Origin of the sequence: Micromonospora tarapacensis, assembly GCF_019697375.1 — a bacterium.
Classification (GTDB): Bacteria; Actinomycetota; Actinomycetes; order Mycobacteriales; family Micromonosporaceae; genus Micromonospora; species Micromonospora tarapacensis.
In genome coordinates, this window is the sequence record NZ_JAHCDI010000001.1 from 81,229 (window position 1) to 94,007 (window position 12,779).

At 74.5% G+C, this 12,779-nt stretch carries 14 protein-coding genes and 1 pseudogene; 3 read left to right on the forward strand and 12 right to left on the reverse strand.

Annotation, left to right across the window (positions count from 1 at the left end):
- Window positions 1-12 precede the first annotated feature (12 nt).
- A complete protein-coding gene (yczR, locus tag KIF24_RS00340; protein ID WP_221082237.1) occupies window positions 13-1,470 on the reverse strand; it encodes a MocR-like transcription factor YczR in 1,458 nt (485 codons plus the stop codon).
- Between the two features lie 58 nt (window positions 1,471-1,528).
- Here yczR and yczE point away from each other — a divergent pair, with 58 nt between their 5' ends.
- The gene (gene yczE, locus KIF24_RS00345; RefSeq protein WP_221082238.1) at window positions 1,529-2,176 is read left to right on the forward strand and encodes a membrane protein YczE; all 648 of its coding nucleotides are present in this window, start codon (window positions 1,529-1,531) and stop codon (window positions 2,174-2,176) included.
- Between the two features lie 147 nt (window positions 2,177-2,323).
- The gene (locus KIF24_RS00350) at window positions 2,324-2,785 is read left to right on the forward strand and encodes a hypothetical protein (protein WP_221082239.1); all 462 of its coding nucleotides are present in this window, start codon (window positions 2,324-2,326) and stop codon (window positions 2,783-2,785) included.
- A 37-nt stretch (window positions 2,786-2,822) separates the two neighbouring features.
- On the opposite strand, the gene hisF is transcribed toward KIF24_RS00350, so the two are convergent.
- The 9 genes from hisF to hisD form a co-directional block, all read right to left on the reverse strand.
- Window positions 2,823-3,590: an imidazole glycerol phosphate synthase subunit HisF gene (gene hisF / locus KIF24_RS00355; protein ID WP_221082240.1), complete on the reverse strand. Its 768-nt coding sequence runs from the start codon at window positions 3,588-3,590 to the stop codon at window positions 2,823-2,825.
- Between the two features lie 70 nt (window positions 3,591-3,660).
- Window positions 3,661-4,659, reverse strand: a complete 999-nt coding sequence (locus KIF24_RS00360) for an NADP-dependent oxidoreductase (protein WP_221082241.1) — start codon at window positions 4,657-4,659, stop codon at window positions 3,661-3,663.
- 66 nt (window positions 4,660-4,725) lie between these two features.
- Complete coding sequence (gene priA / locus KIF24_RS00365) at window positions 4,726-5,451, reverse strand: bifunctional 1-(5-phosphoribosyl)-5-((5-phosphoribosylamino)methylideneamino)imidazole-4-carboxamide isomerase/phosphoribosylanthranilate isomerase PriA (RefSeq protein WP_221082242.1); 726 nt, start codon at window positions 5,449-5,451, stop codon at window positions 4,726-4,728.
- A gap of 22 nt (window positions 5,452-5,473) precedes the next feature.
- Window positions 5,474-5,794, reverse strand: coding sequence for a hypothetical protein (locus tag KIF24_RS00370; protein WP_221082243.1), 321 nt, complete (start codon window positions 5,792-5,794; stop codon window positions 5,474-5,476).
- 30 nt (window positions 5,795-5,824) lie between these two features.
- Complete coding sequence (gene hisH / locus KIF24_RS00375) at window positions 5,825-6,502, reverse strand: imidazole glycerol phosphate synthase subunit HisH (protein WP_331460972.1); 678 nt, start codon at window positions 6,500-6,502, stop codon at window positions 5,825-5,827.
- Window positions 6,499-6,672: a hypothetical protein gene (locus KIF24_RS00380; RefSeq protein ID WP_221082244.1), complete on the reverse strand. Its 174-nt coding sequence runs from the start codon at window positions 6,670-6,672 to the stop codon at window positions 6,499-6,501. The genes hisH and KIF24_RS00380 overlap by 4 nt, the downstream gene beginning before the upstream one ends.
- Window positions 6,673-6,706: 34 nt before the next feature.
- Entirely contained in the window at window positions 6,707-7,318 is a 612-nt protein-coding gene (gene hisB, locus KIF24_RS00385; RefSeq protein WP_221082245.1) for an imidazoleglycerol-phosphate dehydratase HisB, read from the reverse strand.
- Entirely contained in the window at window positions 7,315-8,436 is a 1,122-nt protein-coding gene (locus tag KIF24_RS00390) for a histidinol-phosphate transaminase (protein ID WP_221082246.1), read from the reverse strand. Before KIF24_RS00390 ends, hisB begins: the two co-directional genes overlap by 4 nt.
- Window positions 8,433-9,755: a histidinol dehydrogenase gene (gene hisD, locus KIF24_RS00395; RefSeq protein WP_221082247.1), complete on the reverse strand. Its 1,323-nt coding sequence runs from the start codon at window positions 9,753-9,755 to the stop codon at window positions 8,433-8,435. The genes KIF24_RS00390 and hisD overlap by 4 nt, the downstream gene beginning before the upstream one ends.
- A 107-nt stretch (window positions 9,756-9,862) precedes the next feature.
- On the opposite strand from hisD, the gene KIF24_RS00400 reads away from it, so the two are divergent.
- Window positions 9,863-10,564, forward strand: coding sequence for an LON peptidase substrate-binding domain-containing protein (locus KIF24_RS00400; protein ID WP_221082248.1), 702 nt, complete (start codon window positions 9,863-9,865; stop codon window positions 10,562-10,564).
- On the opposite strand, the gene KIF24_RS00405 is transcribed toward KIF24_RS00400, so the two are convergent.
- The gene (locus KIF24_RS00405; protein WP_221082249.1) at window positions 10,476-11,243 is read right to left on the reverse strand and encodes a DUF2567 domain-containing protein; all 768 of its coding nucleotides are present in this window, start codon (window positions 11,241-11,243) and stop codon (window positions 10,476-10,478) included. The two genes, KIF24_RS00400 and KIF24_RS00405, sit on opposite strands and share 89 nt — an antisense overlap.
- A 100-nt stretch (window positions 11,244-11,343) precedes the next feature.
- Window positions 11,344-12,713: pseudogene (locus KIF24_RS00410) on the reverse strand (AAA family ATPase).
- Window positions 12,714-12,779: the final 66 nt, after the last annotated feature.

The following is a 12,779-nucleotide window of genomic DNA, read 5'->3' on the forward strand; positions in this document are numbered from 1 at the left end:
CGCCGGTGGCGGTCAGGCGATCACGCTGGGCTCCCGCCACCGGGCCAGCCCCGTCCGATCCAGGTCGTAGCGAATCGCGGCGATCCGCCCGACCGCCTCCACCAGGTCGGCCGCCGGCAGCGTGAACGGCAGCCGCAGGAAACGCTCCAGCGTGCCGTCCAGGCCGAACCGGGGGCCCGGCGCCAGGCGTACGCCGACCTCCTCGGCCGCCCGCGCCAGCGCGCTGGAGATCGGCCCGTCCAACTCGGCCCAGAGCGTCACGCCCCCACGGGGGACGATGACCCGCCATTCCGGCAGCCGGGCGGCCAGCGCGCCGAGCAGCGCGTCACGCTGGAGGGTCAGCTGCGCCTGCCGGGCGGCCACGATGTCCGGCGCGACGTCCAGCAGGTGCACGGCGACCAACTGGTCCAGCACCGGGCTGGACATGTCGACGCCCACCCGGGCGGCGGCCAGCCGCTGCACCTGCGGTGCGGAGGCCCGGATCCAGCCGATCCGCAGCCCACCCCAGAACGGCTTGCTCATTCCGCCGATGCTGACCACCCGGGAGTGCCGGTCGAAGCTCGCCGTCGGCGGCGGCAGGTCGGTCCCGTCCAGCGGCAGGTCCACGAAGGACTCGTCGATCACCAGATCGGTGCCGACGGCGTGCGCGGTGGCCACCAACCGCTCCCGCAGTTGGGCCGGCATCAGGTGGCCGGTCGGGTTCTGGAAGTCGGGGATCAGGTAACCCACCCGTGGGCGTACCTGCCGCAGCGTGCCCAGCAGCAGGTCCGCGTCCCAGCCGCTGGCGTCGGCGGCCAGGCCGTAGGTGCTGATCCGGGCCCGGCGGGCGGCCAGCGCCGCGAGGGCGTTGGGGTAGCTCGGCGACTCCACCAGCACCCCGCCGCCCGGGGCGAGCGTCAACCGCAGCACCAGGTCCAGGGCGTGCTGCGTGCCGTTGGTCACCATGATCTGGTCTGGCGAGGTGGGCAGGCCCCGCTCGGTGTACCGCTGGGCGACCGCCTCCCGCAGCTCGATGATCCCGATCGGGTGGTAACCGGCGCCGCCGAGGTAGCGGGGCAGGTCCTCGGCCGCGGCGCGGGCGGCGGGCAACAACTCGGGCGGGGCGGCCAGCGCCGCCACCCCCAGGTCGAGCATGTCCCGGTCGTCCAGCGGGATCCACAGCCCGTTGGGCGCCACCCGGTGTGTCCCGGGCAGCATCGTCCAGCTGCCCGCACCCCGCCGGCTGGCCAGATGCCCGCTGTCGCGCAGCTCGCGGTAGGCGGCGGTGACGGTGGTGCGGCTGATCCGCAGCGCCTCGGCCAGATCGCGCTCGGCGGGCAGGCGTACGCCCAGGGGGAGCCGCCCGTCGGCGAGCAGTCCGCGCACGGCGCCGGCCAGGGCCGCGTAGTCGGGGCTGCGTCGCCGGCCGGGTAGGGCGTGCCACTGCCCGAGCAGCCGCGCCAATTGGACCCCGCGGACCTGACTTGCCATGGCCACTCTCCCCGTATTGGCTCTATCATTGCGCCAATTGGCCCCTAGGGTGGCATGCGTGACAGTGATTGGCAACCTCCGACACCGGCCGGTCCGGCGGCTCACGCAACTGTTCGTCGGGCTCTTCCTCTACGGCTTCAGCATGGCGCTGATGATCCGCTCCGGGCTGGGCCTGAACCCCTGGGACGTGTTCCACCAGGGGGTGTCCCGGCTGACCGGCCTGACCATGGGCACCGTGGTCATCGGGGTGGGTGCGCTGGTGCTGCTGGCCTGGATCCCGCTGCGGCAACGCCCCGGCATCGGCACCGTGGCCAACGTCGTGGTCATCGGCGTGGCGGTCGACGCGACCCTGGCCCTGCTGCCACCCGGCGGGCCGCTCGCGCTGCGCAGCGCGCTGCTGGTCGCCGGCATCGTCGGCAACGGCGCGGCCACCGCGCTCTACCTCGGCGCCCGGCTCGGACCCGGTCCCCGCGACGGGCTGATGACCGGCCTGGTCGCCCGCCGGCCCGGCCGGTCGCTGCGCCTGATCCGCACGGTGATCGAGGTCGGCGTGCTGCTCGTGGGCGCGCTCCTCGGCGGGACGGTCGGTCTCGGCACGGTCGCCTACGCGCTGACCATCGGACCGTTGGCGCAGCTGTTCCTGCCCTTCTTCGAGGTTGCCGAGCCGGCGGCGGCGGAGACGACCGCGACGGCACCGGCCACCTGACGACCACGACCACCCGGCGCCGGCCAGCTGACCGGAGCGAGTCGGCACCGGCCACCCCCGTCGACCGAACGAAGTCACATCGTCACGCACCGTCGCAGTGTGCCGGGTGGTGTTCCGTCCAGCCGGATCGCCCGGCAGAATCTCCGCATGGGGGAGAACGCCTGGCGTCGCACCGACGCATGGATCTTCGTCTCGTTGGTGATCGCCAGCGGCGCCGGACGCCATCGGCGGTCCCCGACCACCCGCCGCCCCGAGGGCGTACGCCTCGCCGACGTGCTCTCCACCGCCGACCATCTGGACCGGAGCATCCCCGAACGGCACGACGTCGAAGGGGCGATCCGCCGGCTGCTCGGTGCCGGCCTGGTCGACGTCGCCGACGGCTGGTTCCGGCTCACCGCCGACGGGGAACACCTCTGGCGCTCCCGGCCCAACGCCGGGCTGGCCACCACCGTCGACACCGTGCAGGGGGTGCTCAGCCGGCGGCACTCAGCGGGCAGCGCGGAGTGGCACCTCGACGAGGCCGAGCACGCGGCCGCGGTGCAGGAATATCTCGTGCGATCCGTCCCGATGCCCCGGCGCTCCCCCGAGGGCCACTCCGACCGCGGCTGATGCCCACCCGCCAACCGGTGCGGCGTCGGACGGCGGGTCAGCGCACCGGGTGGCCGGCGCCGCGCAGCACGTCCTTGACCTGCCCCACGGTCAGCTCCCCGAAGTGGAAGACGCTGGCGGCGAGAACCGCGTCGGCACCCGCGCCGATCGCCGGAGGGAAGTGGGCCACCTCGCCGGCGCCGCCGCTGGCCACCACCGGCACGTCGACCACCCGGCGCACCGCGCCGATGAGTTCCAGGTCGAAGCCGACCTTCGTGCCGTCGGCGTCCATCGAGTTGAGCAGAATCTCCCCGGCACCCAGTTCGGCACCGCGGCGCGCCCACCGCACGGCGTCCAGGCCGGTGCCGCGCCGGCCGCCGTGCGTGGTCACCTCGAAACCGCTGGGGGTGGTGCCGGCCAGCGCCCGCCGGACGTCCAGCGAGAGCACCAGCACCTGCCGACCGAACCGCTCGGCGATCTCCGCGACCAACTCGGGCCGGGCGATCGCCGCCGTGTTCACCCCGATCTTGTCGGCGCCGGCGCGCAGCAGGGTGTCCACGTCCGCCACCGTACGCACACCCCCGCCCACGGTCAGCGGGATGAAGACCGACTCCGCCGTGCGCCGGACCACGTCGAGCATCGTGCCGCGATCGTCGGAGGAGGCGGTGACATCGAGGAAGGTCAGCTCGTCCGCGCCCGCGCGGTCGTACGCGGCGGCCAGCTCGACCGGGTCACCCGCGTCGCGCAGGTCGAGGAAGTTGACGCCCTTGACCACCCGTCCCGCGTCCACGTCGAGACAGGGGATCACCCGCACCGCCACCGTCATGCCGTGAGCCTATCGCTGCGCGGCCGGCCGCGGCCGGCCCGACCGGCCGCGCCGCCGGACCCGCCGCCCGTCACACCCGCACGAGCATCTTGCCGAGGTTCTCGCCCCGCAGCAGGCCGAGGAAGGCGGCCGGGGCGTTCTCCAGGCCGTCGACGATCGTCTCGTCGTAGCTGAGGGTGCCGTCGCGCAGCCAGCCGGAGACCTCCCGCACGAACTGCTCCCGCAGGTGCTCGTGGTCACTGACCAGGAAGCCGCGCAACGTCAGCCGCTTGCCGATGACCTGTGCCAGGTTGCCCGGGGCGGCCGGTGGCTCGGTGTCGTTGTACTGCGCGATCATGCCGCAGATCGCGGCGCGGGCGTGCGGGTTCATCGACGAGATCGCGGCCTCCAGGTGCTCGCCGCCGACGTTGTCGAAGTAGACGTCGACCCCGTTCGGGGCGGCGGCCCTGAGCAGGTCGCGCACCGGAGCGTCGTGGTAGTCGAACGCGGCGTCGAAGCCGAGCGCGCGCAGCCGCTCGACCTTGGCCGCCGAACCGGCGCTGCCGACCACCCGGCCCGCGCCCCTGCGCCTGGCGAGCTGGCCGACCACGCTGCCCACCGCACCGGCCGCGCCCGAGACGAAGACCGTCTCGCCGGGCCGCATCGCGGCCACCTCCAGCAGCCCGGCGTACGCCGTCAGCCCGGTCATGCCCAGCACGCCGAGGTACGCGGTCACCGGTGCGAGCGCCGGATCGACCTTCCGGGCGGCCTTCGCGTCCACCAGCGCGTACTCTCGCCAGCCCAGCCCGTGCAGGACGGTGTCGCCCGGGGCGAACCCGTCGGCGCCGCCGGTGACCACCTCGCCGACCGCCCCGCCGTCCAGCGGCGCGTCCAGGGCGAACGGCGGCACGTAGGATCGCACGTCGTTCATCCGCCCCCGCATGTACGGGTCCACCGACAGGTACCGGTTGCGCACCAGCAGTTGCCCCGGGCCGGGCGTGGGCACCTCGGTGGTGACGAGACGGAAGTTGTCCTCGGTGGGCCAGCCCTGCGGGCGCGAGGCCAGATGGATCTCACGGTTGGTGGGCACGGGGGTTTCCTCTCCACTGCCGGGGTACGGCGTCACGACGGCGACCAGGATGGGATCCGGCGGTGATCACGGGCGGGCGAGGACCGCCAGGGCCTGCGCCACGGTGAACGCCCCCGCGTAGAGCGCCTTGCCGGCGATCACTCCCTCCACCCCGATCGACTCCAGCGTGGCAAGCGCCCGCAGGTCGTCGAGGGTGGAGACGCCGCCGGAGGCGATCACGGGGGCGTCGGTCCGGGCGCACACCTCGCGCAGCAGGTCCAGGTTCGGCCCACGCATGGTGCCGTCCTTGGTGATGTCGGTCAGGACGTACCGCGAGGCACCCGCCTTGTCCAGCCGCTCCAGCACCTCGTACAGGTCACCGCCGTCGCGGGTCCACCCCCGGGCGGCCAGGGTCCGGCCGCGCACGTCCAGCCCGATCGCCACCCGGTCGCCGAACTCGCCGCAGACCCGGTCGCACCACTGCGGGTCCTCCAGAGCGGCGGTGCCGATGTTCACCCGGGCGGCACCGGTGGCCAGTGCGGCGCGCAGCGACTCGTCGTCGCGGATGCCACCGGACAGTTCCACCCGTACGTCGAGGCGGCGCACCACCTCGGCGAGCAGCCCGGCGTTGGAGCCCCGGCCGAACGCGGCGTCCAGGTCGACCAGATGAATCCACTCGGCGCCGTCGCGTTGCCACGCCACGGCGGCGTCCAGCGGGTCGCCGTAGGTCGTCTCGCTGCCGGCGGCGCCCTGCACGAGGCGGACGGCCTGGCCGTCGGCGACGTCCACGGCGGGCAACAGGGTGAGGCTCATGTGTCTTGTCCCTCTCACGTCGTCAACGGCGGTTCAGGGCGACCACCACGATCACCGGCAGTACGAGCAGCAGCAGCACGATCAACGCGAGGCGCAGGGCCACGTCGGGCACGAGCACCCAGATGAGGACGATCGCCGCCAGCGTCAACGCCACGATGGTGGCCCGTTCCCGCCGGGAGTACCTCGGCAGCCGGCCGGTCCGGCCGCGGCGCACCGTCGGCACCAGCCGGCGGACCAACGCACGGCGTCGCGCCCGGCGGGCCGCCGTGCGTTCCCGCAGCACCCGGAGCCGGGCGGCCTCCGCCTCGCGGGCCGCCCGGCGCTGGGCCCGTTCCTTGCTCACCGCGGCCTCCGGTGTGTGCCACCCACCGGATCAGCCACCGGCGGGCACGACGGTCAGCCAGTTGCGCAGCAACGCGGCACCGGTCTCGGCGGACTTCTCCGGATGGAACTGGGCGGCCGACAGGGGGCCCCGTTCCACCGCCGCGACGAAGTCGCAGTCGTGGTGCGCCGTGGTCACCCTGGCCCCGGACGCGGCCAGCGCGGCGACGTCACCGGCGGCGTACGAGTGGACGAAGTAGAACCGGCTGTCGGCGGGCAGGCCGGCGAAGAGCACCGAGCCCACCGGCGCCTGCACGGTGTTCCAGCCCATGTGCGGCAACCGGGCCGCGTCGAGCCGGGAGACGCTGCCCGGCAGCAGACCCAGCCCCTTGGTGACCACCCCGTGCTCGTCGCCGGACTCGAAGAGGATCTGCATGCCCACGCAGATGCCCAACACCGGCCGGCCGGCGGCGACCCGCCCGGCGATCACCGGGCCGGCGCCGATCGCCTCGATGCCGGCCATGCAGGCGGCGAAGGCGCCCACCCCCGGCACCACCAGGCCGTCGGCGTCGGCCGCGGCCGCGAGGTCACCGGTGACCAGCACGTCGGCACCGGCGGCGGCCAACGCCCGCTCCGCGGAGCGCAGATTGCCCGAACCGTAGTCGAGCACCACGATCCGGCGCCGGTCTGTCGGGGCGGCGTCTCGTCCGCCGACGGTCCGCTCTGTCACGATCCCTCCCCCGGTAGCAGCCAGAGCACGCCCGCAACCGTGGCCAGCACGGCCAGCAGCGCGGTCACCACCACCGCGCCCCGCGGCGCCCCCTGCCGGTGCAGCGACAGCGCCCCGCCCACCAGCACCCCCGCCAGGATCAGCAACAGCGTGGGCAGCACACCGCTCATCGACGCCGCCTCGACGCGGCGGCACCCGGGCCCGTCACAGCGCGCCCTTGGTGCTCGGGATCGCCCCGGCCGCCCGGGGATCCACCGCGGTGGCCTCCCGCAGCGCCCGGGACACCGCCTTGAACTGCGCCTCCACCACGTGGTGGGCGTCCGGGTGCCCGCCCGGGCGGGCCGCCCGCAACACGTCCACGTGCAGGGTGATCCGGGCTGCCTGGCCGAAGGACTCCCAGAGGTGCCGGGTCATGCTGGTCGGGTAGACCGGCCCGATGTACGGCGCCAGCGGCGGCTCGTCGTGCACGACGTACGGCCGGCCGGACAGGTCGACGGCGGCCCGGACCAGCACCTCGTCCATGGGCACGGTGGCCGAGCCGTACCGCCGGATGCCGGCCTTGTCCCCCAGCGCCTGGTCGAACGCCGCGCCGAGGGCCAGGGCGGTGTCCTCCATCGTGTGGTGGGCGTCGATCTCAAGGTCACCCACGGTCCGCACGGTCAGGTCGAAGCCGCCGTGCCGGGCGATCTGGTGCAGCATGTGGTCGTAGAAGCCGACCCCGGTGCTGATCTCGGCAGCTCCGGTGCCGTCCAGATCGACCTCGACCAGGACCTTGGTCTCCTTGGTGATCCGCTCCACCCGGGCGGTCCGGCTCATGGTGTGCCTTTCATCCGTGGCGACTGCGGGGCGACGGGCCCCTCGCGCTCAATCCTGTCGATGGCGGTGAGGAACGCGTCGGTCTCGGCGGGAGTGCCGGCGGTCACCCTGAGCCAGCCGGGCAGGCCGACGTCGCGCACCAGCACGCCGTGGGCGAGCATCGCCCGCCAGGCGACGGACTGGTCGCCGCCGACCTCGTACAACACGAAATTGGCGTCGCTGTCGGCGACCCGCAGGCGGCGACGGCGCAGCTCGCTGACGATCCGGTCGCGCTGCCGCATGATCGCGGCAACCGTGCCGAGCAGCGCGTCGCGGTGCGCCAGCGCGGCCCGGGCGGCGGCCTGGGTGAGCGCGGAGAGGTGGTACGGCAGGCGAACCAGCTGCACCGCCGCCACCACCGCCGGGTCGGCCGCCAGATAACCCAGCCGACCACCGGCGAAGCCGAACGCCTTGCTCATCGTCCGGGTCACCACCAGCCGCGGATGCCCCGGCAGCACCGCCAGGGCGCTCACCGTGCCCGGCCGGGCGAACTCCACGTACGCCTCGTCGACCACCACCATCCCGGGCGCGACGGCGAGCACCGCGGCGATCACCGCGGGGTCGAGCGCGGTGCCGGTGGGGTTGTTCGGCGAGCAGAGGAAGACCACGTCGGGCCGGTGCTCACGGACCTGGGCGACCGCCTCGTCGGCGGTGAGCCCGAAGTCGACGCCGCGGCGGGCGGGCACCCATCGGGTGCCGGTGCCCAGCGCCAGCAGCGGGTGCATCGAGTACGCCGGGGCGAAGCCGAGCGCGCTGCGCCCCGGCCCGCCGAACGCCTGGAGCAGCTGTTGCTGAATCTCGTTGGAGCCGTTCGCCGCCCACACACCCTCGACGGTGAGCCCGTGGCCGAGGTACCCGGCCAGGTCGGCGCGCAACGCCAGCGCGTCCCGGTCCGGGTAGCGGTTGAGATCGCGCAGCTCGGCCGTGACCGCCTTGCCGATCGCCTCGACCACGGCCTCCGGCACCGGGTAGGAGTTCTCGTTGGTGTTGAGCCGCACCGGCACGTCCAGCTGCGGCGCACCGTACGGCGAGCGCCCCCGCAGGTCCTCGCGGATCGGCAGGTCGTCCAGGGCGGTCATGCCGTCTCACCGGCGAACCGGGCACTGACCGCCTGGCCGTGCGCCGGCAGGTCCTCCACCCCCGCCAGGGTGACCACGTGCCCGGCGACGTCCCGCAGCGCCTGCTCGGTGTACTCCACCAGGTGCATGCCGCGCAGGAAGGACTGCACCGACAGCCCCGACGAGTGCCGGGCGCAGCCACCGGTGGGCAGCACGTGGTTGGAGCCGGCGCAGTAGTCGCCCAGCGACACCGGCGAGTACGCACCCACGAAGACCGCCCCGGCGTTGCGTACCCGCATCGCCCACTCCCGCGCGTCCACCGTCTGGATCTCCAGGTGTTCCGCCGCGTACGCGTCGACCACCCGCAGCCCCGCCGCGAGGTCGTCGACCAGCACCACACCGCTCTGCTCGCCGCGCAGCGCGGTACCGATCCGCTCGGCGTGCTTGGTGGCCGGCACCTGCCGGGCCAACTCCCGGTCCACCGCGTCGGCCAGCGCGACCGACGGGGTGACCAGCACGCTGGCCGCGAGCGGGTCGTGCTCGGCCTGGCTGATCAGATCGGCGGCCACGTGCACCGGGTCGGCGGTGTCGTCGGCCAGGATGGCGATCTCCGTCGGGCCGGCCTCGGCGTCGATGCCGACCACGCCGCGCAGCAACCGCTTCGCGGCGGTGACCCAGATGTTGCCCGGCCCGGTGATCATGTCGACCGGGGCGCAGTGCGCGCTGGCCGCGGCGTCGACGGCACAGCCGTACGCCAGCATCGCCACGGCCTGGGCGCCGCCGACGGCGTACACCTCGTCGACGCCGAGCAGCGCACAGGCGGCGAGCACCCGCTGGTCGGGCAGGCCGTCGTTGTCCTTCTGCGGAGGGCTGGCCACCACCAGCGACCGGACGCCGGCCGCCTGGGCGGGCACCACGTTCATCACCACCGTCGACGGGTACATCGCCAGCCCGCCGGGGACGTAGAGGCCGACCCGGTCCACCGGGACCCAACGTTCGGTGACCGTGCCGCCGGGCACGACCTGGGTGCGGTGGTCGACCCGCCGTTGGTCGTCGTGCACCCGGCGGACGCGGCCGATCGACTCCAGCAGGGCCGCACGGACCTGCGGATCCAACGTGCCCTCCGCCGCCGCGATCGTCTCGACCGGCACCCGGAGCACCTCCGGGCAGACCCCGTCGAACCGCTCGCTGGCCGCACGGACCGCCGGATAGCCATGCTCGCGCACCGCCGCCACGAGCGGACGGATGCGCTCGACGGCCACCGAGACGTCGAGCTGGGCACGGGGCAGCAGGTGGCGCGGGTCGGGCACGCCACCACGCAGGTCGATCCGGTTCAACACCCCTGCGAGTCTAGGCGGCCCCGCGCCCGGCCGACCGGCGCCGCCCGCTGTCCGGGACGGTGAGCCGGGACACGCCGCCGGCCGCCGGTCGGGCTACGCTTGATCACGTGACCGCACGGCTACCGGTGTTCCCGCTCGCCACGGTGCTCTTCCCCGGGCTGGTCCTGCCGCTGCACATCTTCGAGGAGCGCTACCGCGCCCTGGTCCGCCACCTGGTCGGGCTGCCCGAGGGGGCACCACGCGAGTTCGGTGTGGTGGCCATCCGCAGTGGCTGGGAGGTCGCGCCCGCCGCCGGTCGCAGCGCGGTCGGCACCGGGGAGGTGACGCTGCACGAGGTGGGCTGCACGGCCGAGCTCCGGCAGGTCACCGAGCTGGCCGACGGGGGCTTCGACATCGTCACCGTGGGGCGGCGGCGGTTCCGGGTGGCGGACATGGACCGCCACTCCGCGCCGTACCTGACCGCCGAGGTGCGGTGGCTGCCCGAGCCGACCGGCCCGGACGAGGTGGCCGCCGTGCTGGCGGCCCGGGTGATCGCCGTCTTCCGGCAGTACCTCGGCCTGATCCGGCCCGAGGCCGGTGAGCTGACCGAGCAACTGCCCGAGGATCCGACCGTGCTCTCCCACCTGGTGGCCGCGACCGCGGCGCTGACGGTGGCGGACCGGCAGCGGTTGCTCGCCATCGACGACACGGCGGCCCGGCTGCGCGCCGAGCTGAACCTGCTCAATCGCGAGGCGGCGCTGCTGCGCCAGGTGCGGGCGGTTCCGGTGCCGCTGGCGGAGCTGGCCACGGCGCCGCCGACCCCGAACTGACCCCGTCCGCCGCCGCAACGGACGGGTCGGCCGGCGGATACCCGGCGAGCCAGGTCATGGCCGGCTCCGGCCGCAGCGACGGCCACCGCGACCAGCCCGCCAGCAGCGTGTACGCCACGGCCGCACCGAACGCCGGCAGCAGCAGGTTGCCGAACGGCACCGGCAGCACCCCGAGGAACAGGTCGATCCCGCCGGCCCGCAGGTCCGCCGGCTTGGTGAAGGGCGTCCCGTCCGGTGCGGTCTCCAGCAGCCGCTGGTAGCCGGCCAGCCCGACCCGGCGCCCCACCTGCCAGGCGACCACGCCGGCGGCGAGCCCGCCGGCCACCACCACGACCAGCCCGACCGGCCCCCGGCGCCGCCGCAGCACGAACCACACGGCGAGCGCGGCGAGCACCCCGAACGCCAGCCCGAACAGGCTGAACCACCCGTCGGCGGCGATCGGTTGCTCCGGCTGCGCCTGACCGTAGACCGCGCCGTCGCCACTCTTGATCACCGGGGTGGCCGGCGCGACCGCCGCCCAGAGCAACCCCAGCGGGGCACCCAGCAGGCCCAGGAGCAGCACCGTCACCGCCCCGACGACCGCCGTACGGGCGGCGCGGCTCGGTGGTGGCGGCGCCGGCTGCGGGACTGCCGGCGATGCCGGTACGGGCGGTTCGGCGGCGGAGGTGTCCGGGCTCACCCGATGATCCTCGCAGTTCCCCGCGCAAGCCGTGCACGGTGTCGGCACCGCGGCCGGGTGACGTCCCGGTGCGAGCCGGCCGGTGAGGTGGCCACCCCGCTCAGCGGCCGAACGGTTCCAGCATCGCCGACGCCGCCCGCAGCCACGCCTGCCGGGTCTCGGCCTGGAGCTGGTGGTACTCGATCGAGGAGCCGGTCTCCAGGACCGGGTCGTACGGCACCACCGTCACCGCCCGGGTCCGGGTGGCGAAGTGCCGCTCCAGGTCCTCCTGCAACGGCAGCCGTCCGGGCGTGGGGCAGGAGATCAGGGTGACCGCGTTGTCGGCCAGCTCGCCCATCCCCTCCTCGTGCAGCAGGTCGAGCATCCAGTCCGCGCTGAACGCCGCGTCCTCGCGCGGCACCGTGGTGACCACCAGCTGATCGGCGGCCTGCATCACGGTGCGCCAGTTCGGGCTCTCCACGTTGTTGCCGGTGTCCACGCAGATCACGTCGTGGGTGCGGCGCAGCAGCTCCAGCACCCGCTTCACGGTGAACTGGTCCAGCCGCTGGGCGAACCGGGGGCTCTCCTCACCGGCCAGCACGTCGTACGAGCCGTCGGAGGCGTGCCGGAGGTAGTCGTCGAGAATCTCCAGCAGTTCCGGGCCCTCCCGGATCTCGATCTGGACGAGATCGGAGACCAGGTGCCGGATCGTCCGCGCGTGCCGGGCGCTGCCGGCGCGCAGGCCGAGGGTGCCACGCAGCTCGTTGTCGTCCCAGGCCAGCACGCCACGGCCGCGGACGCTGCCGACGGTGGCCGCGGCCAGCACGGTGGCCGTGGTCTTGTGCACGCCGCCCTTCGGGTTGGCGAAGGCGACCACCCGGGGCGTGCCCAGCTCCCGGCGGAGCACGGCGGCGGCCCGTTCGAGGTCGCTGCCGGCGCCCTGCGCACGCCACTCGATGCGCCCCGGCCGGCCGGCCACCGTCGTCGCCGGCGGCGCCGGGGTGGCGCCGGGGGCGCCGAGGGTGCCACCGGCGGGGAGGGCTGGTAGCCGCCGTTGTCCAACAACGCGTACCGGGACTCCGCCGGCGGCGCGGCGTGCCGGTAGCCGTTGTCCAGCAGCGTGTACCGGGACTCCACCGGATCGGGTCGGCGCGGCTCCGGCACCGCCGGGAGGACCGGCTCCGCCGGCTGTCCCCGGTACGGTTGGGCGGGATGCGTCGGGTCGACCCGATAGGCCGGCTCGGCCCGGTAGTCCGGTTCCGCGGCGTACGGTCGTTCGGCCGACTGCCCGATCGCCGCTGCCCGCCCCGCGAAGCCGGTGCCCGGTCCACGCCGGGACAACCGCTCGGACGGTGGCGGCGCATCCTCGGCCGGCTGCTCGGCGGCGGGCGGCTCCGCGCTGCGGCCACCGAGGCGGGCTCGGTCGAGCAGCGCCCGCCACCGCGGTGCCGGTTCGGCGGGCCGTCCCCAACCGGTCTCGCTGCCCTCCACGGCTCGCCTCCCCAGCGCTTCGGTTTACGTCTGACAGGCTACGAACGAAAGCCTATTCAGGCCACA